General features: G+C 29.3%; 25 protein-coding genes. 14 read left to right on the forward strand and 11 right to left on the reverse strand.

What is annotated here, in order from left to right:
* Positions 1–137: 137 nt before the first annotated feature.
* From AC15TD_RS04910 to AC15TD_RS04945, 8 genes are all read right to left on the reverse strand, one after another.
* On the reverse strand, positions 138–812 hold the full coding sequence (locus tag AC15TD_RS04910; RefSeq protein ID WP_484451016.1) for an ABC transporter ATP-binding protein: 675 nt from the start codon (positions 810–812) through the stop codon (positions 138–140).
* A 1-nt stretch (position 813) separates the two neighbouring features.
* Positions 814–2,076 (reverse strand): ABC transporter permease, encoded by a 1,263-nt coding sequence (locus AC15TD_RS04915; RefSeq protein ID WP_484451017.1) that lies wholly within the window; start codon positions 2,074–2,076, stop codon positions 814–816.
* A complete protein-coding gene (locus AC15TD_RS04920; RefSeq protein WP_484451018.1) occupies positions 2,076–3,155 on the reverse strand; it encodes an efflux RND transporter periplasmic adaptor subunit in 1,080 nt (359 codons plus the stop codon). Before AC15TD_RS04920 ends, AC15TD_RS04915 begins: the two co-directional genes overlap by 1 nt.
* 9 nt (positions 3,156–3,164) lie before the next feature.
* Positions 3,165–4,253: a M50 family metallopeptidase gene (locus tag AC15TD_RS04925; RefSeq protein WP_484451019.1), complete on the reverse strand. Its 1,089-nt coding sequence runs from the start codon at positions 4,251–4,253 to the stop codon at positions 3,165–3,167.
* The gene (locus AC15TD_RS04930; RefSeq protein WP_484451020.1) at positions 4,254–4,880 is read right to left on the reverse strand and encodes a WG repeat-containing protein; all 627 of its coding nucleotides are present in this window, start codon (positions 4,878–4,880) and stop codon (positions 4,254–4,256) included. It abuts the gene before it with no gap.
* A gap of 82 nt (positions 4,881–4,962) precedes the next feature.
* Positions 4,963–5,262 carry a thioredoxin gene (gene trxA, locus AC15TD_RS04935; protein ID WP_484451021.1) on the reverse strand — a complete coding sequence of 100 codons (300 nt, stop codon included), beginning with the start codon at positions 5,260–5,262 and terminating at the stop codon, positions 4,963–4,965.
* The gene (locus AC15TD_RS04940) at positions 5,252–5,650 is read right to left on the reverse strand and encodes a DUF302 domain-containing protein (protein WP_484451022.1); all 399 of its coding nucleotides are present in this window, start codon (positions 5,648–5,650) and stop codon (positions 5,252–5,254) included. The genes trxA and AC15TD_RS04940 overlap by 11 nt, the downstream gene beginning before the upstream one ends.
* Before the next feature lie 2 nt (positions 5,651–5,652).
* Complete coding sequence (locus tag AC15TD_RS04945; protein ID WP_484451023.1) at positions 5,653–6,063, reverse strand: hypothetical protein; 411 nt, start codon at positions 6,061–6,063, stop codon at positions 5,653–5,655.
* Between the two features lie 492 nt (positions 6,064–6,555).
* Here AC15TD_RS04945 and AC15TD_RS04950 point away from each other — a divergent pair, with 492 nt between their 5' ends.
* The 4 genes from AC15TD_RS04950 to AC15TD_RS04965 all read left to right on the forward strand — a co-directional run bounded on the left by AC15TD_RS04950 (position 6,556) and on the right by AC15TD_RS04965 (position 10,868).
* On the forward strand, positions 6,556–8,433 hold the full coding sequence (locus tag AC15TD_RS04950; protein WP_484451024.1) for a PAS domain-containing sensor histidine kinase: 1,878 nt from the start codon (positions 6,556–6,558) through the stop codon (positions 8,431–8,433).
* Entirely contained in the window at positions 8,433–9,491 is a 1,059-nt protein-coding gene (locus AC15TD_RS04955; protein ID WP_484451025.1) for a response regulator, read from the forward strand. Before AC15TD_RS04950 ends, AC15TD_RS04955 begins: the two co-directional genes overlap by 1 nt.
* A gap of 135 nt (positions 9,492–9,626) precedes the next feature.
* Positions 9,627–10,475: a universal stress protein gene (locus AC15TD_RS04960; RefSeq protein ID WP_484451026.1), complete on the forward strand. Its 849-nt coding sequence runs from the start codon at positions 9,627–9,629 to the stop codon at positions 10,473–10,475.
* A gap of 6 nt (positions 10,476–10,481) precedes the next feature.
* Positions 10,482–10,868: a hypothetical protein gene (locus tag AC15TD_RS04965; protein WP_484451027.1), complete on the forward strand. Its 387-nt coding sequence runs from the start codon at positions 10,482–10,484 to the stop codon at positions 10,866–10,868.
* Positions 10,869–11,661: 793 nt separating this feature from the next.
* Here the strand turns inward: AC15TD_RS04965 and AC15TD_RS04970 are convergent.
* The 3 genes from AC15TD_RS04970 to AC15TD_RS04980 are packed head-to-tail and all read right to left on the reverse strand — an operon-like array spanning position 11,662 to position 13,424.
* Positions 11,662–12,312 (reverse strand): phosphoribosyltransferase, encoded by a 651-nt coding sequence (locus AC15TD_RS04970; RefSeq protein ID WP_484451028.1) that lies wholly within the window; start codon positions 12,310–12,312, stop codon positions 11,662–11,664.
* An 8-nt stretch (positions 12,313–12,320) separates the two neighbouring features.
* Positions 12,321–12,968, reverse strand: coding sequence for a dienelactone hydrolase family protein (locus AC15TD_RS04975; RefSeq protein WP_484451029.1), 648 nt, complete (start codon positions 12,966–12,968; stop codon positions 12,321–12,323).
* Positions 12,969–12,977: 9 nt separating this feature from the next.
* Entirely contained in the window at positions 12,978–13,424 is a 447-nt protein-coding gene (locus AC15TD_RS04980; protein WP_484451030.1) for a DUF2267 domain-containing protein, read from the reverse strand.
* Between the two features lie 117 nt (positions 13,425–13,541).
* Between AC15TD_RS04980 and AC15TD_RS04985 the strand changes: the two genes are divergently transcribed.
* The 10 genes from AC15TD_RS04985 to AC15TD_RS05030 form a co-directional block, all read left to right on the forward strand.
* Complete coding sequence (locus AC15TD_RS04985) at positions 13,542–15,260, forward strand: adenosylcobalamin-dependent ribonucleoside-diphosphate reductase (RefSeq protein ID WP_484451031.1); 1,719 nt, start codon at positions 13,542–13,544, stop codon at positions 15,258–15,260.
* Positions 15,261–15,333: 73 nt separating this feature from the next.
* Positions 15,334–16,188: a universal stress protein gene (locus AC15TD_RS04990; RefSeq protein WP_484451032.1), complete on the forward strand. Its 855-nt coding sequence runs from the start codon at positions 15,334–15,336 to the stop codon at positions 16,186–16,188.
* 19 nt (positions 16,189–16,207) lie between these two features.
* Positions 16,208–17,053, forward strand: a complete 846-nt coding sequence (locus AC15TD_RS04995) for a universal stress protein (protein ID WP_484451033.1) — start codon at positions 16,208–16,210, stop codon at positions 17,051–17,053.
* A gap of 6 nt (positions 17,054–17,059) precedes the next feature.
* Positions 17,060–17,893 (forward strand): universal stress protein, encoded by an 834-nt coding sequence (locus AC15TD_RS05000; RefSeq protein ID WP_484451034.1) that lies wholly within the window; start codon positions 17,060–17,062, stop codon positions 17,891–17,893.
* A 64-nt stretch (positions 17,894–17,957) separates the two neighbouring features.
* Positions 17,958–18,812, forward strand: coding sequence for a universal stress protein (locus AC15TD_RS05005; protein ID WP_484451035.1), 855 nt, complete (start codon positions 17,958–17,960; stop codon positions 18,810–18,812).
* Positions 18,813–18,887: 75 nt separating this feature from the next.
* A complete protein-coding gene (locus AC15TD_RS05010; protein ID WP_484451036.1) occupies positions 18,888–19,310 on the forward strand; it encodes a hypothetical protein in 423 nt (140 codons plus the stop codon).
* Between the two features lie 55 nt (positions 19,311–19,365).
* Entirely contained in the window at positions 19,366–20,208 is an 843-nt protein-coding gene (locus tag AC15TD_RS05015; protein WP_484451037.1) for an ATP cone domain-containing protein, read from the forward strand.
* 10 nt (positions 20,209–20,218) lie between these two features.
* Positions 20,219–21,592, forward strand: a complete 1,374-nt coding sequence (locus tag AC15TD_RS05020) for an MBL fold metallo-hydrolase RNA specificity domain-containing protein (protein WP_484451038.1) — start codon at positions 20,219–20,221, stop codon at positions 21,590–21,592.
* A gap of 147 nt (positions 21,593–21,739) precedes the next feature.
* Positions 21,740–22,267, forward strand: coding sequence for an Hsp20/alpha crystallin family protein (locus tag AC15TD_RS05025; RefSeq protein ID WP_484451039.1), 528 nt, complete (start codon positions 21,740–21,742; stop codon positions 22,265–22,267).
* A gap of 74 nt (positions 22,268–22,341) precedes the next feature.
* Positions 22,342–22,760: hypothetical protein (locus AC15TD_RS05030; RefSeq protein WP_484451040.1), on the forward strand; the 419-nt coding region annotated here is incomplete at its 3' end.

Consider the following 22,760-nt stretch of genomic DNA (forward strand, 5'->3'; position numbering starts at 1 on the left):
CAATACTAAAGATAATATTAATAGTGCCAATTTTAAATGACAAATGTCATCTAATAATATTCGGATATTACTCGTGAGCATCAAGTGAAGGGTACTTAAAAAAGATGGCTAAAATTTTATGGATTACACACATAATATTAGGCTATAATTATGCCATCTTCCATAGTAATAATTCTATTTGTACGCTTAGCAAAGTCTTCATCATGTGTTACAACCAATAAGGATAATTTGTTTTCAACACTTAATTGTTTAAAAATATTAAATACGTTTTCAGAATTATAACTATCTAAATTGCCTGTGGGTTCATCGCCCATAACAATTGACGGATTATTTATAAGTGCCCGAGCAATCGCTATGCGCTGTTTTTCACCTCCAGAGACTTTAGATGCACGTTTATATGCTAAATGCTCTATGTTAAGCATTTTTAATTTTTCAATGGCGTCATATTCAATTTCATTAACCGTTTTTTCTGCTAATTTTTTAGCAGGGAGCATGACGTTTTCTAATACAGAGAATTCAGATAATAAATAATGAAACTGAAACACAAAACCTATATGTTTATTTCTTATGTTAGAAAGGTAATCTCTGCTTTTCCCTGTAATTAATTCATTATTTAATAATAAGTCACCTTCATAATCGGTATCCATGGTAGAAAGAATATAAAGTAATGTAGATTTTCCGCAACCGGATTTCCCCATAATAGATACAAATTCACCTTTTTTAATTGTGAAATTAATATTCTTTAACACATGAAATAACACGGGTTTTTTAAAATATTTGTTGATATGTCTTGCTTCTAATACGTTACTCATGTTATTGACCTCTTATAATGTCTACAGGATCTATTTTTTTTGCTTTTTTTGATGGAAAATAACCAGCTAAGAAAGTTGATAGCATAGCAAACGAAAAACCAATTACAAAAAACAACGGATTTATATTAACCGGATACGTTTCTACGGTTGGTAGAGCTTCTGTTTTGAAAGGGACAGTATCTATTAAGTTTGCTAAACCAAAACCAATTAATAGTCCTAAAATCCCGCCAAAGAACCCTATAATCATGGCTTGACTCATAAAAATGAGTTGCACATCTCTGCCAGAAAAACCAGTAGCTTTTAAAATGGCAATGTCATTCATTTTTTCATAAATAAGCATATTTAAAATATTATAGATACCAAAACCAGCCACTATAAGAAGTGTTATAGAAACTGCGTAAGTAATAAGGTTTCTTATAGAAGTGCCGGTTTCAAATTGAGCATTGGCGGTTTTAATATCAATAGCAGTAAGATTAAACTGTTGTTCTGTTTTTTTCGATAAAGCACCTGCAAATTCAATATCATATAATTTTACATTAATATCGGTTACATAATTTTCTGCTTCGCCCAAAATTCGCTGTATTGTTTTAAGGTTAACAAAACTTTGAACAGCGTCAATTTCGGCAATACCACTTTGGTAAATCCCCACAATTTTTAGTGGAAATATATCACCTTTAATAGTACTTACCTGTAATCGGTCTCCAAGATTTAAAGACATTTTTTTTGCAATACCAGCTCCTAATAAAATACCATTATCGTTTTGACTTAAAGATTCTGGAGAGCCTTGTACAATATAATCACCGAAGTTGAATAATCTTGCCTCATCAAGAGGTTTAATACCCGTTAAATTACCACCTACTTCTATAGAGCCTGCTATATAAAATATTTGAGTTTTTATTTGTGGTGTTGCTCCTTTTACACGATTGTCTTCATTTAAATAATTTATAATGGGCAGCGCATTGTGTATTTTTTTTTGACTTAATTTCGGCTTAATAGAATGTACTACATTAAAGCTACTTTTAAAGTCGTCGTATAAGCTAATGGGTTGTTTTTTTGAAGGTTCAATTTCGTTGTAAATATGAATATGAGGCGTTTGATTAAGAATTAAATCGTCTAACATGGTGTTTAGTCCCGTCATAAAACATACCAGTGTAATGTATGAACCAATACCGAAAGTAACCCCAAGAGCAGCTGTTGAAGTCTGCTTAATTTTTGTTAGCAAATGTGTTTTAGCAATACTTAATATGATGGTCCAGTTAGTCATTAATCAGGTTTATAGATATAGGTGTTTTTTGTAATTCCAGAGATTACTTGAATATATTCCATGTTTTGTAATCCGGTTTTAATGGTAACTAATCCATTGTCGGTTTTAACTTTATTCGATTCTACTACGTATGCTTTTGGAATACTTAAAACGCCTTCTTTTTTTGCAATTATTATATTGGCTTCGCCAGAAAGACCTGGATATAAAACCTCTGGGGCATTATTAAAATCGGCTTCCACTTTAAATGTCTGATTGCGTTCATCTTTTTTAGGATAGATTTTTGAAACGTTTCCTGTAAAAACCTCACCACTATAGGCATCTAAATGAATAATAACATCTTGATTTTTTGATATTCTTACTATATCTACCTCATCTACCAGCATTTCAATTATAAATTTTGTGGCACTTCCTATAGACGCCAAAGGCTCTAGATTAGTTATAATCTCTCCAGGTTCTTTGTATAAAGCGTAAACCTTACCGTTTATTTTGCTTTTAACCGTAAAATCTTTGGTGTTAATTACAGAAGTTTCATAATTATTTTGAGCTTGTTTTACTAAAGTCAATAGTTCCTTTTTTGTTCGTTGATATTTATTTTGAAGCACTTCTAAATTATTCTTTGAAATCTCGTAATTAAGTTCTCTAGTATCGTATTCAACCTTAGAACCAATTTGTTGATTCCAAAGTGTTTTTTGTCTTATATAATTAACAGAATCATTTTTAAATTTAAGTGTAGCTGTTTCAAGTTCATCTTTAAGTCCATCTAAAATGGCTGAATTTCCAGTGTAATTTTCTTTAGCCAATTCTAAAGCTAACTTTGCGTTTTTAGCGTTTAATACAGGCGTATTGTTTATAATCTGTAGTACTGCTTCGTTCTTAAAAACGGTATCACCCTCATCTTTTAGATTCTCATCTAGAATACCTGGTACAATAGCATATACCTCATATAAACTATCTGGTTTAATGGTTACAGATGAATAAACCGATTCGGTCAACGTTCGTTCCTCAGGAAGTATTTTATCCTTTTTTTTAGAGCAGGCAATTAGTATAAAAACTAAAAAAATGAGATATTTAATTTGCATTCTAAAAATTTAATAACTTAGCTTTGGGCTAAATAATATGAATTCATTGAGGTTCGTAGAATCAATTACTCCGATTAAAGTATTGTTTTCTAAAACAGGAAAAAATGAGTTTTTCTGACTGTGAATTAATTGGTATACCTCGTTTAGATTATCATCACTATTAAAAGTTTTAAATGAAGTGTTCATAACATCTTTTACCAATGTATTTTCCTTTTTAGCGTTTTCTATGATATCTTGATAGTATAATATCCCTTTAATAGTATTGTTTTCAAGGACAACAAAATTTGTTTCTGTACCGGCAATTATCGATTTTATAACATCTTTAATAGTGTCGTTTTCACGAAACGTTGTAAACAGTGTTATTAAGGAATCTTTTACTGTATGTCCTTTAAGAAGTTCTATATGATGTACGAGTTGATTTTCACCAAAAGCACCTAGAAAAATAAAAAGGGCAATAAAAATGAGAAAGGGATTATACAATAATCCTATTAGTAAAAATATAACAGCTATAACTTGCCCCATGGTTGATGCTATTTGGGTTGCTTTAACACGATTCATCCTAATAGCTAACAATGCTCTTAAAACTCTCCCACCATCCATGGGGAACGCTGGAATTAAATTAAAGATTACCAAGGCAATATTTACGATGAATAAATAGAATAAAAAATTCTGAACAGAAAAGCTACTTAAAATCTCAATTGTTTCTGTGAAATTTAAATACATTAATTCTTTAACAGGAATCGTAAAATAGAGGAGTAGTGCAATAATAATATTAACCAGAGGACCTGCCAATGTTACTAAAAGCTCTTGCTTGGGAGATTCCGGTATTTTATCCATTGTGGCCATACCACCAATGGGTAATAGAGCAATTTTTTTTGTATCTATTCCAAAACGTTTTGCAGTTAATGCATGCCCTAATTCATGCATTACTACGCATATAAAAACAGCTAAAACTAATGATACGTTAAATAAAATGCTTTCGGTATTTCCGCCTCGCTTTAGTTCACTTAAAATTATCCAAAGAATTAAAAAAAAGAACGTCCAATGGACTTTTATTTGAATTCCAAAAACACTTCCCAAGTTAAGATTTGCTTTCATTTAAAAATTGCTTACATCTTTAATCTTTTTAATAGTCCATTTTTTATTTTCATTTAAAATAGTATAAAGATTATCTGAGATTTTCTTGGATGTAATTTTTGGAGGATTGCGTAAATATTTTTTATCTAGAATTATATTATGACCTTTAGATGTTACGTACAAGTTAAGATGTCCGTTGATATCAATAGATACATCATAATATTTATAATAAACTATATTTTTACCTAGCACATCGTTTTCTCCTATTTCCTCTTTAATCAATAATAATACGATAGCCTCGTTATTGTCAAAATTAGAAGCGTTTAGATATTGAGGTTCAATGACTGTTTTACCAGAAGTGTCTATATATCCAAAATATGATATTCCGTTATTTTTAGTCTTAATTAAACATCTTTCATTTTTGAAAATCGGATAATCACCGTCTATAAAATTAGAAGCAACTAAATCAGTTCTAAAGTCTATAACAATAGTACCATCTTTATTAATGAACGCCCATTGATTATCCTTTTTTATGGCAGCAAGGCCGTCATTAAATTCAGATATGAAGTCTAGATTTTCAATAGTTTGCGTAAAACCACATATAGCAACCAAAAATAATGATACAAACAGGATTAATACTTTTTTCATGACAAAATTCTTTTAAATTGTTCATTTAAAAGTATTGTCTTTTTAGTATTTACAAAATGATATCCATCAACATATAATGATTTTATGCATACTGTTTTACAGTAGTAATAATATCATTTTTTTGAAGAACTCCAGATTGACGCCATAATTGTTTTCCGTTTTTAAAAAGGATCATGGTTGGAACCCCCCTAACTTGATATTTACTGGCTAAAACAGGATTTTTATCAACGTCAATTTTTACGATTTTTATAGTTTCTTTTAGTTCTTCTTTGACTTGTTTTAAGATGGGAGCTAGCATTTTGCAAGGTCCACACCAGTCTGCATGAAAATCAACCAGAACGGCTTGATTTGAATCTATTATGGTATTGAAATTAGTTTTCATCTTTTAGGTTAATAATGACGTTTTTTAATTTATTACTCACTTGATCGGCAATGTTTTCAAGCTGTTTGTTTTTAACAGCCTGCATAGAAATTATGGGGTTGATTGCCGCAACTTCTATCTTATTTTCGTCTAGCTCTTGCACAATAACGTTACAAGGTAGCATCGCGCCTATTTTATTTTCAACTTGTAATGCTTGATGTGCAAAACCTGGGTTGCAAGCACCAAGAATCGTATACTTTTTAAAATCTACATCCAATTTATCTTTCAAGGTTTTTTTAATATCTATTTGTGTAAGTACACCAAAACCTTCGTTTTTCAGAAGTTGAGTAACGTTTTTAATAACGGTCTCAAAATCACCCGAGACAACTGTATTATAATAGTAGCTCATAATTATATTTTTTTTAATTCGATATCTAATTTTGCCAGCATGATTAATTCTGATTTATTCACACCCGAAAATGAAGCGGCTATAGCGTTTGCTGTTTTTAAAATTAAATGCTTTACGTTTTTAGTAAATAAATGTTTTTGTTCATTTTTATAATTTACAAAATCATCAAAACACGTTTTAGCATCTAATTTTTTTTCTTCATTTAACCAATCAAAAACAATCTCTATTTGGTATGCAGCATCTGTTCTGTAAACATCTTCAATAGGATCTAATTCTAGCCAATGTTTTTTTACCAATTCTTTTAGCTTATCAAACTCAACATGTCGCACGTCATTATCTGATACAGCGATAGCATAAAATAACTTACCTAGATTTTGATAAAACTTAAGTGTCATTTTTTTTATGGTTTTCATAACTCTCATCATTATGTAATAAATTTAATTCATTATTTACTAAGGTATCATGATAAATATCATTATGAATTTATAACCAAGGGAGTGGCTGGATTGGACGCAATCTTCAATAACATTTAAGTTTACGATAAAATGAATAATTTACATGACTCTAAACCGTTTTTTTGTGCTTTCATATGTAGAAATTTATTCAAAATTAGTCTAGCTAAAAGATCCGAGTTAAAGCACCAAGATTACGTAAATTAAATTGATTTTTTTTTAAAATTCTCATACTGATAAATATCATTGTAAAAAATAAAAATATTTACATCGAGTTATTGTAATCAAACCTTTATAAAATTATTAGATAAGGATAAACTTACTTGTCTTTGATAATAGTAGAATACAACGAAAATAGCACTAACAAATTGAAATATATTTGGTTTTTTTTCGTAAATTTATGGTCCTTCCATAAATAACGTAAATAATCATTTTTTCTAATTAGGTTATATTATGTTTAAAAAAGGTGACCAAATTTCTGATATTCTGTTAGAATCTATTTCTGAGGGGGTAATTATTGTAGATAATCATCAAAATATTGCGCAAGTTAATGCGGCATCAGAGAATATTTTTGGTTACGAAAAAGGGGAATTAATTTCCAGGAATTTAAATGTGCTTCTTCCATCTAATTACCACAAAATTCTTTCCAAACGTTTTACAGAGTTTTTTAAAACGGGTACTAGAACAAGAATTACTGATTCAAAAAATATTTATGGCATAAAAAAAAACGGCAATATTATTGAATTAGATATCGAATTAATTCCATTTGCTATTTATAATAAAAATTTTGTAATGGCATTAATAAGTGATATTACTGAACAAAAGGAATTAGAAAGAAAATTAGTGATTAAAAGCAAAGCTTTAGAATCTGCTAACAATGGTATTATTATTACAGATGCTTTAAAACATGATAACCCTATTATTTATTTTAATCCTGCATTTCAAGATTTAACAGGGTATGATTCTAATGAAATACTTAATCATAATTTTAGATTTTTATATGGAAGCGATACCAATCAAGAGCCCCTAGAAAATGTAAGAAAGGCTATTAAAAATGGCGAAAGTTGTCAAGCAATACTTCGAAATTATAAAAAGGATGGCACACTTTTTTATAGCAATTTATTTATTATCCCAATAACTGATGTGGAGGGATTGGTTGTAAACTTTATTATAATTCAAACCGATGTAACAGAAAAAATACAAAAAGAAGAAGAGTTAGGACATTTATCAAAAATTTTTAATGAATCAATAAATGAAATTCATGTTTTTGATGCAAAAACCTTAAAGTTTATTAATGTTAATCAAAGTGCTCAAAATACCCTTGGTTATACTTTGGAAGAGTTAACCAATATGACACCAATAGATATTACACCTTATAAGGATGAAGCTGATCTTAGAGCTGATATTGATGTTTTACTTAAAAAAAATGTTGATAAATTAGTAGTTGAAACGGTACACACAAAAAAAGATGGTAATTCGTATCCCGTTGAAACGCATTTACAAATTTCAAATTTTGGAGGGCGAGAAGTTTTTGTTGCTATTGTTTTAGATATAACAGACCGCAAAAATCATACTAAAAAACTTGAAAAAATAATAGAAGAACGAACTCAACAACTTGAACATGCGCTAAGTAAAGAAAAAGAAATTAATCACTTAAAAAATAAATTCTTATCACTTTTATCTCATGAATTTAAAACACCATTAAGCGCTATTTTAACGTCTGCCTTATTATTGAGCAAATATAATTTAACTGAGCAACAAGATAAGCGGGATAAGCATATAAAAACCATTGCAGAAAAGGCTAATCTATTAAATACTATTTTAAATGGATTTTCATCTATTGAGAAGATGGAAACAGGCGAGTTTAATTACAAAAACAAATATTTTAAAGTGAGCAAAATTGTTGATGAAATTATTTATAATTCCAGAATGCTTTTAAAAGAAGGTCAACAAATAAAATATACAGAGAAGATTCAAGACGTATCTTTATATCAAGATAAACAAATAATTGAATTAATATTGTCTAACTTAATTCATAATGCCATTAAATATTCTCCTGAGCATTCAATAATAAATTTAGATATAGATGGCAATGATGAAGTAACTATCTTTAAAATAAGAGATAATGGCATTGGCATTCCTAAAAAGGATCAAAACAATATTTTTGAACGCTATTTTAGAGCTGAAAATGTTATTCATACAGAGGGGACTGGTATTGGATTAAACATTGTTAAAGATCACCTTGATAATTTAGATGGTTCAATAAGTTTTGAAAGTGAAGAGCAGCAAGGTTCGACCTTTATAGTATCTATACCAAATACGGCAAAGTAATGAAAACAGTTCTACTAATAGAAGACGATCTTGCTTTAAGAGAAAATACTACCGAAATTTTAGAGTTAGCTAACTACGAAGTTATAACGGCTTCTAACGGAATAATTGGTATAAATAAGGCAAAAAAAAACGTACCAGATATTATTATTTGCGATATTATGATGCCCAAACTAGATGGTTATGAAGTGTTAAATAAACTTTCCAAAAATAAAAAAACCAAATATATACCTTTTGTTTTTTTATCTGTTAAAGATCAGATTCAGGATATAAGAAAAGGTATGAATTTGGGGGCAGATGATTATATTACAAAACCATTTACAGAAGAAGATCTTTTAAGTGTTGTTGAAAAGCGATTAACTAAAACATATGTTATTGATGGTTCATTAAGTAGTATTAATAGCATTCCTGCGGTACCTTTTGATGATGAAATAAAAACGCTTAACGATTTAAAAAACTATTTTGAAGATTATGGACGCCAATTTGAATTTAATAAGGATGAAATAATTTATAGAGAAGGAGATCATTCAAATTATATTTATCTGTTAAGTGAAGGCGCAGTAAAAACGTTTAAAATAGATGAGCAAGGTAAAGAATTAGTAACTGCTTTATATAATGAAGATGATTTGTTTGGTTTCACATCTTTTGTCCACAATAATATACCTTTTAAAGAAACTGCAACGGTAATTCAAGATACTATAGTATTTGGTGTTCCTATTATAGAATTTAAAGAGATACTTAACAACAATCATAAAGTAGTTTTACAACTTATAGAATTATTGGCTGAAAATATATCAACTTTAAAAGATCAGCTTTTGCAAATGGCATATAGTTCGGTAAATAAAAAAACAGCAGCTACCATTGTGAATTTTGCAGAAAAGTTAAATTACAAACCAGGAGAGACTATAAAAATTTCCCGGAGTGATTTGGCGAGTATAGCAGGCATAGCATCGGAAACATTCATTAGAGCTCTTACCATATTCAAAAATGAGGGAATTATAAAAGCAGATGGTAAAAATTTTAAAGTAGTAGACTTAGATAAACTAAAAAGAATTAAATAATAGCTTATATCTTTTTTTCAAAAGGTCTATTTAAAATCAAGTAATTAAGTGAAGACATCAACACTTCAAAATGAGTAATATCATTTCCGAAGTTAAATCTTAAAGTTAAGTTTATAACAATAAAGATGTTACTCTATGAAAAATATATTATTACCTACTGATTTTTCAGAAAATTCATGGAATGCCATAAATTACGCCATTCGTTTTTTTAAAAAAATGCCGTGCAACTTTTACTTACTGCATGTTGATAGGTTAAGCTATTTATTAACTGGCGATATTCCCTATGTACCAACAGATGCAGCTATAGAAGAAGTCTACACGAAACCATCAAAAATTAAGTTACGAAAGATTTTAAAGAACATATCTAAACAATTTCCTAAACATAAAAATCATAGATTTTTTACGCTTACTGAATATAATTTTTTTATTGATTCCGTTAAAAAAGTTGTAAAAGAACAAGACATAGATTTAATAGTAATGGGCACAAAAGGGGCTGCAGGTTTAGATCAATATATTATGGGAACAAATACCAGTGATGTTATAACAAAGGTAAACTGTAATGTGTTAGCTATTCCTGAAAATGCGAGATATACCAAACTTACAGAAATAGCATTTCCAACTGATTTTTTATGGAATTATTATATGCGAACATTACAACCTCTATCTAATATTTTAGACACAAAAAAGCCTTCTTTAAAAATTCTTCATATTGGCCAAAAGGAATCTGATTTAACTAAAGATCAGATAAAAAATAAAGAATTATTAGAAAAATACTTTAAGAACCATAACATCAGTTTTCATTTTTTAACAAACAAAAAAATTGAAGATGGAATTCAATGCTTTATTGAAAGCAGATCTATAAACATGATTTGTATGGTTGCAAAAAGCTTAAATTATTTTCAAAAAATATTATTTCACTCAAAAGTTGAGGAATTAAGTTATCATTTAGAAATACCGTTTTTGGTATTGCACGAAAAAAATTAAAACATTATGGACATTTCTATTTTTTTAGCAAAGTTTTGGGGTTGGTATTTAATTATTTTCTTTTTAATACTAAGTTTTAATCCCAAACGAATAAAACAAATTTTCGCAGATTTAAAGGATGAAAAATTTCTAATAATTACGGCCTTTATTGCCATAATTATAGGTCTGCTTAATATATTATTTCATAATATTTGGGAACTTAGCTGGAAACTTATTATCACCTTAATTGGTTGGATGTCGCTTTTTATTGGTTTGGCACTATTTATATTTCCTAATCGTACGATTCCAAGTTTAGAATTTTTTAACATAAAATTCGTTCAAACTATTTATATGCTACTTTTCTTTATGGGCTTGTTTTTATTAAATATGGTATATGATATTATCCCTATTTAATTTTTTTTCAAACTGATATCTATCATTTCAAAAGCATATGTTGTGATGTATATTAGCATTATAATTAAAACGTTCTTTTACTTATTGATTAAAAAAAACAGAATAGAGTTTAAAGCTATTGTTTGTTACATAGATGTGTAATAGTCATTCTTAGTTAGTTAGATTATATAGTATTCAATTTGATAGGGAGATTATTATAATAAATATGAAATAGAATAATAAAATTAAACTCTAAATAGAAACAGGAAGTTCCGGCTTCCTGTTTCTTATAAAAATTAGATTTCATTGTTGAGAAATGATGAGGTCGAAACAAAGTATTTAAAGCTATTATTTAGCTGGAAAACCCAGATGTGTATTTTAGTGATAAAAAACATATCGCAGAAAACCGAAAGTTGAGTAATGACATTGAGTACTTTGAGGAAACAGGAAGTTTCGACTTCCTGTTTCTTATAAAACAACTAGAGATTTCATTGTAAAAGGCTTAATCTAGTTTAGAAGTGTTTGAAGCTATTTTTTAGCTGAAGATTTAATGTAACTTTAGAGATAGAGTGATGTTAATGATTAGAAAAGGTTGATAAATATATTCAAATGTTTCGAAAGGAAGCAGGAAGTTTTACTTCCTGTTTCTTTTATAAATAAGGCTATTAATCAGTTGCATGTTGAGTTTTATGTTTAAAAACAGAATGCATTTAAAAAGGGAAAAAGTAATCTTTTTCCCTTTTTTTATTTAATATAACATGTTGTTTATTAATATATTGTTAGCAATGATAGAACTTAAAGCCTTTAAGTTTGTTTAACTAATTAACTGAAAATTATTATTTGCTTCTTTTAACAGCTTGATTACGTCTTTATCGTTAACCTGATTAAATTCTTCATAGAACTGCCCAACGGCATAAAAATTATTAGGCTTTAATAGACTAATTGTTTGGTCTACAGCAGGCATGTTATTTATTTTATTAATAACATCAGGTGGACCAACTGGTAAGGCGACAATAATTTTAGAAGGATGTTGTTTTTCAATAAGTTTTATACTAGATATAAGCGTATTTCCCGTTGCTACGCCATCATCAACCAAAATAACAATCTTATTTTTTAAACTTTGTGCTTTATTTGACCCGAAATACATTTTGTGCCTTTTTTGTAATAACATCCTAATATTATTGGTTTCATTATCTAAATACTCTTTAGAAATGTCATTGGCATTATAACTTATAATTCTATCACTAAGTGTTACAGCACCAATAGCAAACTCTTTATGCGAAGGATGGCCTATTTTTTTGGATAATACAATATCTAAAGGGAGATGTAATTGTTTCGCAATGGTATAAGCAACAGGAACCCCACCTCTTGGTATGGTTACTACTATCGCATCATTTTTGTTATCATAATTTTTTAGCTTTGCGATAAGTAATAAACCTGCTTCAGTTCTGTCTCTAAACTTCATTCTACTTTTTATTTTTTTAAATAAAAATTAAACCAATCTGAAGATAGTTGCGCTACAACATCTAATGCCCCAGGTTCTTCAAATAAATGGGTGGCTCCATTAACAATTTTTAGTTCACAAATACCAGATATTTTTCGTTTTGCTTTTTTATTCAATTCAATCACAACATCGTCATTTCCTCCAACAATCAAAAGCGTTGGTATCGTAATTTTATCTAAAACGGACATAGCAAGATCTGGTCTGCCGCCTCTGGATACAATAGCTTTAATTTTATTACCCATTAATTCAGCTGCTTTTAAAGCCGAAGCAGCTCCAGTACTTGCTCCAAAATATGCTATAGGTAAATGTTTCGTTTCTTTATTCTTGGTAATCCACAGAGTTGCTTTAAATAACCTTTCTGCAAGTAAATCTATGTTAAAACGGTTTTCATAAATCATATCTTCTTGGACAGTAAGCAGATCAAAAAGTAAACTTGAAAATCCTTCAGTTAATAAAAAATCAGCGACATAATTATTTCTGCTGCTAAACCTACTGCTACCGCTGCCATGAGAAAATAATACAATGCCCTTAGTGTCTTTTTTAAATCTTAAAATCCCATTTAAATGAGTTGTTCCAATTGGGATGCGAATATCTTTGTAATTAATCTTGGTTTCCATAAGCTTATTTTAAAACATAATATTTTGATAAATCATTGATTTAAGATTTTTTGGCAGTACTGTTCTTAAATCCTCCAATTCTCCTAAAGAAATATATTTTCTTAATATTATAAAGGTGGTGTCAATATAATTTTCAGCAATTTCGTCTGATTCCAAGTCGTGTACCGAAGTAACCCCATCATGTTTTCTAACCAGATCAATAAATTCTGGCATAGTTTTTATTTTCTGTTTTTTTTGAATGGTCCACCCATTAACATATACTGCTTTTAAGAACATAGGGAATTGTGAAATTAATTGTAATGATTCTTCAGTGGTTATGACATCTCTTAATGCGTGTAAAATGGCAGAAAGTATGCGGCCAGCTTTATCTGTTTCATTTGTCAGATTCATTTCTTTGGCGTATTTTTTTAAAAATGTATTTGCTTCTGCTGCAAATTGTGTGAAATTAAGTGCCATGCTATATTGATTTAAGTTTATTTATAAATATGCTAACTCCTATGTATTTAGCCAATGATATAAATCAGTGTGCTAAGAAGCATCTGTTTATATATTTGATATATAGTATGATAAGTCGTGTCTATTTTATCTAAAAATGGGTTACAAATTCTTAATGAACGGTATCTTTTAAAGGATAGTGATGGTACTATTATTGAAACACCTGCACAACTTTTTAAACGTGTGGCAACATTTGTTGCAAGCTGTGAAGGAGAAAAAAAAGATATTATTGAACAACAATTTTTTGAAATTTTAAGTAAACTCTATTTTCTACCCAATTCTCCAACTTTAATGAATGCCGGTATTAATAATGGTCAATTAAGTGCTTGTTTTGTACTTCCAATTAAAGATAGTTTGGAGGACATCTTTGAGACCTTAAAACATGCAGCGCTCATCCATCAAAGTGGAGGAGGGACAGGGTTCAACTTTTCAAAACTTCGTCCTAAAGACGATTTGGTTAGTTCTAAAGGAGGTACATCTTCTGGGCCAGTAGCTTTTATGAAAATTTATGATGCAGCTACCGAATATGTAAAACAAGGCGGTAAGCGAAGAGGAGCGAACATGGGCATATTAAATGTGAATCATCCTGATATTGAAGAATTTATAACCTCAAAATCTAGTAAGAATGCCATCGTGAATTTTAATATTTCAGTCGGAATCACGGATGATTTTATGCAGGCTGTAAAACAAGATTTAAATTGGAAACTTATTAATCCCCGAACTAAAAAAACCACAAAAGTATTAAAAGCAAAAAAAATATGGCAATTAATTACTAAAGAAGCATGGCGCACTGGAGACCCTGGTTTAATTTTTTTGAGTACGATTAATGCCTTAAATCCAACCCCGAAAATGGGGAACATTGAAAGTACCAATCCATGCGGTGAAGTACCATTATTAAATTATGAAAGTTGCAATTTAGGTTCTGTTAATCTTTCAAAGATGGTTAAATTTTCTAAAAAAAGAGCCATGATAGATTGGGAGAAATTGGCCGCTACTATACAATTAGGTGTTCGTTTTTTAGATAATATTATTACGCTAAATTATTATCTGTTGCCAGAGATAAAGAGGATAACAATGGCCAATAGAAAAATTGGTTTAGGTGTTATGGGCTGGGCAGAATTGCTTATTCTTTTGGAAATATCATATGCATCGGAAGAAGCTGTTATGTTATCGGAAAAAGTAATGCAGTTTATTAAAAATGAAAGTAATAAAGCCTCCAAAAAATTAGCTTACGAAAGGGGCGTTTTTCCAGAATGGAAAAATAGTATACACGCGCCTATTCATATATTAAGAAATGCAACTTGCAACAGTATTGCTCCAACAGGGTCAATTTCTGTAATTGCTAATACATCATATTCTATTGAGCCCTTATTTGCTTTGGCTTATAAGCGCATTGGTGTTTTAGGAAATCAAACACAAATTGAAGTTAATAAATTTTTTATTCAGAAAATGAAGCAATTGCATTTATGGAACGCTAGAGTTGAAAAAACCATTTTGCAAACAGGTACTGTAACAAGTCTTAAATCAATTCCAGAATCTGTAAAATCAATTTTTAGAACCAGTTTAGAAATACCCTGGGAATATCATTTATTGCACCAAAGAGCTTTTCAAAAATATACAGATAATGCGGTTTCAAAAACAGTAAACCTTTCTGAAGATGCAACGGTTGAAGATATTTCGAACATATTTTTTACGGCTTGGAATTATAAACTTAAAGGGATTACAGTTTACAGGTACGGAAGCAAAGTTAATCAGGTTATTCAAAAATGTAGTTTGAATGATAGTGAGTCTTGCTAGTAGTTTCTGTCTGATATTTATCATTGTGATAGCGTAGTATAGTCTTTATTTTTAAGTATAATCATTTTCAGTCATGAGAAAAATTTTGATACCCACAGATTTTTCTGAAAACGCAATGAATGCGATTCGTTATGGAATTGATTTGTTTAAATATGATATTAGTGAATTTTATATTATGCACGCATATCAAGATGAAATTTATGCTGATGAAGGTTCACTAACAAGAGAAAATCTGGAAAAAGCTACAACAATTGTTAGTAATCGGTCTAACGAGAACCTAGAAACATTATTAAAAAATATTAAAGAGTTTTCTCCAAATCCTAGGCATACTTATAACATAGCATCATCAAATAACCTTCTTTTAGATGAAGCTGATAAAATTGTTGATAAAGAAAACATCGATATTATAGTTATGGGAACTCGAGGAAAAACTAACGATAAGAAAATTACTTTTGGTAGCCATACACTGCAGGTTTTAAGGTATGTACAATGCCCCGTTTTGGTTATTCCAGAAAACTATAAATATACCCAACCTAAACATATCCTTTTTCCAACAGATTACATGATACCTTTTAAACGAAGAGAGTTAAAACTACTTTGTGAAATGGCTGCTCCTTATAGAGCAATAATAGATATGCTTTACATTTCTAAAAGCGAAAAGCTATCAATGAGGCAAGAAGATAATAGAGATTTTGTTAAGGAAACATTATGCAAAAATGTAATAAATTTTAAAATTGTTAAAAGCAAACATATTGTTAATTCTGTTTATAAATATATTAAAGAAAATAATATTGACATGTTGGTTATGGTCAATACCAGACATTCGTTTTTAGAAAATATATTGTTTCAATCTCCAATAGATGAATTTAGTTTAAATCTAGACATTCCTTTTTTAGCACTACAAAATATGCAAAGGGATCAATTATAAATTAAAAAAAATAAAAATCATGAAAAAAATACTTTTGCCTACCGATTTTTCAACGAACTCATGGAATGCCATAGAGTATGCTTTGCAGTTGTTTAAAAAAGAAGCTTGTGAATTTTATTTATTAAATACTTACACGCCAACAGTTTATCAAGTAGAGTATTTATTGGGAAATCCAGCTCAATATGATATCCCTGACCCAATAATGGAGACGTCTTTAATGCAACTAAAAAACATGAAAGATAGAATTAAAAAAGACTTTAATAATCCAAAACACCGCATTGAAACAATGTCTGTGTTTAATACCTTAATTCCAGAAATTAAAGAAGTTGTTGAAGATAAAAATATAGACTATGTTGTAATGGGTACTAAAGGCGCTACAGGTGCAAAAGAAATATTGTTTGGTTCTAATACGGTTCATGTATTTAAAAGTGTAAAATGTCCGGTATTAGCAATTCCTGATAATTTTAAGTTTGAAACACCTCATGAGATATTATTCCCTACAGATTTTGAAATAGATTATACGAATCAACACATTAAGCCTTTAATGGATATTACGTCCATGTATATCTCTAGAATTAATATTTTACATGTTTCTTATGGCTATGAATTAACTGAAGAACAAAAGAAAAACAAAAAGACATTAGAAAGTTTGGTAAGTAATAAAGCACATCTGTTTCATAGTGTTGCGAACCAATCAGTTCAAGAAGCTATCACAGATTTTCAATTGAAGGCACGCATTAATTTATTGGTAATGATTAATAATAAACATTCATTTTTTGAAAATTTATTTTTTAAATCGACTATCAATCAAATAGGATTTCATTTAAATATTCCTTTTTTACTAATTCCTGCTAAAATAAATTAAGCTTAAATGATGGAAAATAAAATTTTATTACCTACAGATTTTTCAGATAATTCGTGGAGTGCAATCGTTTATGCTTTAAAACTCTATCAGGATGAGGTTTGTATATTTTATCTTTTAAATGCTATTGATATGGAAGTTTCAACCATGTCTAACTTATCTAATAAAATGTTAAAAAAGATGCGAGAAAATGCATTAAGAGAATTATTAGAATTAAAAGATATGACAGAAAAGAGCAATGCTAATGAAAACCATAGTTTTGAGATAATTATCAGTTCAGAAGATTTAAACAGTGCTATAGATAACGCTGTTAATAAGTATGAAATAGATCTTATAATTATGGGAACTAAAGGGGCAATTGGTATTGATAAATTTTTGTTTGGTACAAATACCGTACATCTTGTTAATAACATGCTATCATGTCCTGTTTTAATTGTTCCCGATGAATTTGATTTTGTTGAGCCAAAGCAAATAGCTTTTTCAACAGATTTTAATCGGTTTTATAGTGAAAAGGAATTAAAACCAATTTTAAGATTAGCTGATTTGTATAATGCTAAAATAAGAATTGTTCATATTAATGTAGAAGAATCTCTTGATGATTTACAAAAGTATAATTTAACGGTTTTAAAAAGTTATTTGCAAAATAATGACTATTCTTTGCATTGGATGCCAGATTATGATAACAAAGCGAATGAAATTAAAGATTTCATTACGGAATTAGATGTTAATTTGCTCGCTATGGTTAATTATAGGCATAGTGTTATTGAGAAACTTATAAAAGAACCAGTTATAAAAAAAATAGGATTTCAACCTTTAGTTCCATTTTTAGTTATACCCGAATGAGCTGACACATATTATTAAGTAATGCAATGTTCTAATTTAAATTGAAACTATAAATAATTGAAAAATGAAGCGCAAGATTTTGTTACCAACGGATTTTTCTAAGAATGCATGGCATGCCATAACCTATGCACTTCAATTATACAAAAATAACGCCTGTGATTTTTACATTTTAAATGTGTTTTCTGTGGCCAATAATGTTCTAGTTGGTTTAATAAACATGGAGCCAGGAAGTGAATTATATGAAACAGCCAAACTCAAATCTGAAAACAAATTAGCAAAAGTTTTAGATAGGATAAACTTATTGGATTATAAGAGTCCTAAGCATCATTTTCAGGTAATTTCGAAATTTAATAATCCGGTTGAAGCTATAAAAAAAGTCGTTGAAGAAAAAGATATTGAAATGATTATTATGGGAACTAAAGGCGAAACAGATTCTAGAACGAATGCGTTTGGAGGTGTCGCTGTAGATGTTATGGAAAAAGTGCGTAACTGTCCGGTATTAGTTGTCCCTGAATTAGCAAAACATAACTTACCCAAAGAAATTGTTTTTCCAACAAGCTTTAAAACACATGTTAAAAGGCGCGAGTTAAATTATTTAATAGAGTTAGCTAAGATTTGTAAGGCCTCTATCAAGATTCTGCATATTGTTAAAGAAGAGAAATTAAATAAAACTCAGCTTAGTAATAAAAAACTATTAGAAGAATATTTTGGAGATATAGCGTATTCATTTCACTCACTTAGTCATATTGAAATATCGACAGCAGTTAATTGTTTTATAGAAAGTAGAGGTAGTGATATGGTTGCCTTTATAAATAAAAAACACGCCTTTTTTGGAAGTATGTTAACACACCCATTAGTTAAAGACTTAGGGTATACTTCTAAAGTGCCAATAATGGTAATGCACGACCTAAGGAACTAAAGCTTTGTTTTAAGTTAACACAGCTTTTAGAATATAAAATAGAATTACTTTTTTAACAATTTAAAATTAGATCAAATGAGACGTGTAGGTATATGGTTAGATAAAAAGAAAGCTCATATAGTTAGTATTTATAATGGCAAAGTAAGCTTTAATACAATATTATCAGGTGTTGAAAATTTTCGCATTTATGGAGGTTCTGGAACTAGATTAAAAGGAGGTCCGCAGGATGTGGTTCAAGACAGTAAGTTTTTAGAACGTGAAAAACATCAGTTAAAAAAATATTTTAAAACGATTATTTTAGAAATTAAAAATGCGGACGAAGTAGTAGTTTTTGGACCGGCAGAAACACGTGAAAAGTTTTATAAAGAATTATCTGAAAAACATAATAATTTGGTTACTATAATAAAAGATGTTGTTAAAGCAGATAGCATGAGCAAAAATCAAATTAAAGCTTGGGTTAAAAAGTTTTATGATTATAAAAAGGTCAAATCTAGTTAGTTTTTAAAACTACGAGTCATATTTTTTCGGTCCTTACGATTTTAGATTCTTTAAAATGGAAATAAATACGATTGATATTATTAAATCTTCTGGCGAAAAGGTGAAATTTTCATTAAATAAATTAAAAACATCTTTGAAACGTATTGGAGCTGATAGTAAAACAGTCAATCAAATAGTTGAAACAGTAAAAGATGAACTTTATGAAGGTATTACAACAAAAGAAATATATAACAGAGCATTTACAATGCTTAAAAAAAAGAAAAGCTATTTAGCCTCTAAGTACAAGTTAAAAAAAGCAATTTACGAGTTAGGACCTACCGGGTTTCCTTTTGAACGATTTATAAGCGCCATTTTAAAATATTCTGGATTTAAAACAGAAGTTGATAAGGTTTTGAAGGGCCAGTGTGTTACCCACGAAATTGACGTTGTTGCACATAAAAATAATGAAACTACTATTATTGAATGTAAATTTCATAATGATCAAGGGCTAAAATGTAATGTGAAAGTTCCTTTATATATAAACTCTCGATATAACGATGTAAAAGCGCATTGGAAATCCAAAAAAAAAATAGAAACTAAACTCACAAAGGGTTGGGTAGTAACCAATACACGTTTTACTACTGATGCATTGCAATATGGGAAATGTGTTAATCTGTATTTATTAAGTTGGGACTATCCAAAAGATAATGGTTTAAAAGATAGAATTGATCGTTTAGGCTTATATCCAATAACGGTATCTACATTATTAACCAATAGAGAGAAACAGTTTTTATTGAGCAGAGATATTGTACTATGCAGAGAATTAGTTGGTGATGTTTTTTATTTAGATCATTTAGGGATTTCAGAATCTAGAAAAGAAAGAATACTTAAAGAAATAAAAATGCTTTGCCATACTTAAATTATTAAAATTGGAAAATTTTGCCATTTTACATTTTTTAGGAGCTTCAGGGGTAGTTACTGGATCTAAGTTTCTTATTGAAACTACAGAAAAAAAGATTCTGATAGACTGTGGGGTTTTTCAGGGGCTAAAAGAATTAAGAGAGCTGAATTGGATCGATCTTCCCATTGATGTTCAAGACATCGATGTCGTGTTATTAACACATGGTCATTTAGATCATGTTGGATATTTACCAAGGTTATTAAAACAAGGTTTTAAAGGCAATATTATTGGAACCGCACCATCATTAGCAATTGCAGAAATTATTTTAAAGGATAGTGCTAAAATTCACGAAGAAGATACTGAAAAAGCAAACAAGGAAAGATACACAAAGCATGAGCCTGCACTACCATTTTACACGAAATTAGAAGCAGAAAAAACGATTAAGTTATTTCAAGTAGAAATGATTAATAAATGGATTACACTTTCTGAACATATATCCTATAGATTTCAATATAACGGTCATATTTTGGGGGCCACTTTTATTGAACTTGATATCAATGGAAAACGGTTTGTTTTTTCAGGAGATATTGGCAGAAGGCATGATTATTTATTAGATGACCCCAAAAATCCAGAATGGGCAGATTATTTATTTATTGAAAGTACCTACGGTAATACCTTGCATAAGGATGAAAATGTTGAAGATATTCTATCTGAATTAATCATAGAAACTATTCATAAAAAAGGAAATTTAATCATACCAAGTTTTGCTGTAGAACGCTTGCAAACTCTTATATATGTTTTATGGAAACTTTACAAAAATAATAAAATACCGAATATTCCAATTTTTGTAGATAGCCCAATGGGCAACAATGTTTTAGAGGTTTTTCAACGGTTCTCGAAATGGCATAAATTATCTGTTTCTGACTATAATGCCATGTGTAATCATGTAACCATTATAGAATCTTATAAAGAAACATGGGAAACCATTGATGATAAAAGGTCAAAAATAATTATTGCTGGTAGTGGTATGGTAACTGGTGGGCGTGTTCTAACGTATTTGCAACAACTTATAGATATGAAATCTACCATTGTTTTATTAGTGGGTTATCAGGCGGAAGGAACAAGAGGCAGGCAATTACAAGATGGAGCCCATGAAGTACGCTTTTATGGTAAATATTATCCTGTAAAGGCTACCGTTAAAAGCATAGAAAGTCTGTCTGCACATGCCGATCAAAACGAGTTATTGAACTGGATGTCTCATATTAAAAACACACCTGAAAATGTGTTTTTAATTCATGGTGAGCCCGTTGCTTTAGATGCTTTCCGTTTAAAAATTCAGGATACGTATCACTGGAATGTTACAATACCTAAACTGAATGATATTATAAAATTGATGATTTAGCATTTAAATGTAAATTGTATTCGTGACTAACATTTGTTAAAAAAACTCCAATCATCTGTAATCGTACTGATAAAAATCAGTGTAAAACGCGGTATTACTAAGTAAATTAGTGTTGTGAAATAAGTTTAATTTAAATCTAGTAATATTATGACAACATTAATGAAACGAAGAAAAAAAAGTGAATTATCACCCATTGAAAACAGATTATTTACCCCTTGGAGTACTAGTTTGTTAAGACCTTGGAATAGCAGATTATTTAACTCAGGTTTTGACGATTTAAGTAGTTTATTGAGGTTTGATGATGTTTTTAAAGATGATTTTTTTGAAGTCGATAGTTTAATGCCAGCTATGAATGTAAAGGAACATAAAAAAGATTTTGAAATTGAATTTGCAGTTCCTGGATTTGATAAAAAAGATTTTGAAGTCGATATAGAAGATGATATTCTTCATGTTTCCTGCCAAAAAGAAATCGAAAAGGATGAAAAAGAAGATGATTATTCTCGTAAAGAATTTAGTTACAAATCTTTTAAAAGATCTATGATGCTTCCAACTTCTGTAGATCTCGATCAAGAAGTTAAGGCTGTTTATAAAAATGGTATTTTAAAAATTAAACTTCTAAAAAGAGAAGAGGCTATTGAAGAAGAACATCCAAAAAAAGTTATTGAAGTTAAGTAACTTTTATAAAAGCAGAAAGTAATAATTCAAGGAAAGTTTACTTTCTGCTTTTTTAATTTTAAAACACCAAGATTATGGAATCAAAGAAAACAACAGCCAAATATCAAGAATGGCTAAGTCCCGAAATTATTCACAATGCATCTCTTAAATGGTTATCTGAATTAAAGTTTATTAAGGATGAAAATTCATTTTTTGATGATTTGATTAAATCGTATACACTTCAACTCATAGATTCAAAACACTTTAAAGAAAGCAAAGTAATAATAGATGAATTAAATTCTATAAAAAAGGAGACTGATAAAATTCTTGAAGTAGTTACTATGCATGAAAAAGCCTTGCAAATATTAGTAGATGGTATCGATCAGATAAAGGAAGAAGAGGCTTATAGAAAAGAGCATTTAAGACTCATTATTGATGTAAGCAATTTTGAAAAGAAACATAGAGATGTTAAAACGCGCGTGTTTAAATTAATTAAAGGTATCATTAAAGAAGG

It is taken from the genome of Yeosuana sp. (genome assembly GCF_057126245.1).

Bases quoted from the DNA above. Each gene is read 5' to 3' on its own strand.
- AC15TD_RS04980 (WP_484451030.1), bottom strand. From the start codon at position 13,424: ATGGCACTTAATTTCACACAATTTGCAGCAGAAGCAAATACATTTTTA.
- AC15TD_RS04925 (WP_484451019.1), bottom strand. From the start codon at position 4,253: ATGAAAGCAAATCTTAACTTGGGAAGTGTTTTTGGAATTCAAATAAAA.
- AC15TD_RS04955 (WP_484451025.1), top strand. From the start codon at position 8,433: ATGAAAACAGTTCTACTAATAGAAGACGATCTTGCTTTAAGAGAAAAT.
- AC15TD_RS05025 (WP_484451039.1), top strand. From the start codon at position 21,740: ATGACAACATTAATGAAACGAAGAAAAAAAAGTGAATTATCACCCATT.
- AC15TD_RS05005 (WP_484451035.1), top strand. From the start codon at position 17,958: ATGAAGCGCAAGATTTTGTTACCAACGGATTTTTCTAAGAATGCATGG.
- AC15TD_RS04910 (WP_484451016.1), bottom strand. From the start codon at position 812: ATGAGTAACGTATTAGAAGCAAGACATATCAACAAATATTTTAAAAAA.
- AC15TD_RS04970 (WP_484451028.1), bottom strand. From the start codon at position 12,312: ATGAAGTTTAGAGACAGAACTGAAGCAGGTTTATTACTTATCGCAAAG.
- AC15TD_RS04945 (WP_484451023.1), bottom strand. From the start codon at position 6,063: ATGAAAACCATAAAAAAAATGACACTTAAGTTTTATCAAAATCTAGGT.
- AC15TD_RS04990 (WP_484451032.1), top strand. From the start codon at position 15,334: ATGAGAAAAATTTTGATACCCACAGATTTTTCTGAAAACGCAATGAAT.
- AC15TD_RS04995 (WP_484451033.1), top strand. From the start codon at position 16,208: ATGAAAAAAATACTTTTGCCTACCGATTTTTCAACGAACTCATGGAAT.
- AC15TD_RS04930 (WP_484451020.1), bottom strand. From the start codon at position 4,880: ATGAAAAAAGTATTAATCCTGTTTGTATCATTATTTTTGGTTGCTATA.
- AC15TD_RS04940 (WP_484451022.1), bottom strand. From the start codon at position 5,650: ATGAGCTACTATTATAATACAGTTGTCTCGGGTGATTTTGAGACCGTT.
- AC15TD_RS04920 (WP_484451018.1), bottom strand. From the start codon at position 3,155: ATGCAAATTAAATATCTCATTTTTTTAGTTTTTATACTAATTGCCTGC.
- AC15TD_RS04950 (WP_484451024.1), top strand. From the start codon at position 6,556: ATGTTTAAAAAAGGTGACCAAATTTCTGATATTCTGTTAGAATCTATT.
- AC15TD_RS05000 (WP_484451034.1), top strand. From the start codon at position 17,060: ATGATGGAAAATAAAATTTTATTACCTACAGATTTTTCAGATAATTCG.
- AC15TD_RS04915 (WP_484451017.1), bottom strand. From the start codon at position 2,076: ATGACTAACTGGACCATCATATTAAGTATTGCTAAAACACATTTGCTA.
- AC15TD_RS05015 (WP_484451037.1), top strand. From the start codon at position 19,366: ATGGAAATAAATACGATTGATATTATTAAATCTTCTGGCGAAAAGGTG.
- AC15TD_RS04960 (WP_484451026.1), top strand. From the start codon at position 9,627: ATGAAAAATATATTATTACCTACTGATTTTTCAGAAAATTCATGGAAT.
- AC15TD_RS05010 (WP_484451036.1), top strand. From the start codon at position 18,888: ATGAGACGTGTAGGTATATGGTTAGATAAAAAGAAAGCTCATATAGTT.
- AC15TD_RS04965 (WP_484451027.1), top strand. From the start codon at position 10,482: ATGGACATTTCTATTTTTTTAGCAAAGTTTTGGGGTTGGTATTTAATT.
- trxA (WP_484451021.1), bottom strand. From the start codon at position 5,262: ATGAAAACTAATTTCAATACCATAATAGATTCAAATCAAGCCGTTCTG.
- AC15TD_RS04975 (WP_484451029.1), bottom strand. From the start codon at position 12,968: ATGGAAACCAAGATTAATTACAAAGATATTCGCATCCCAATTGGAACA.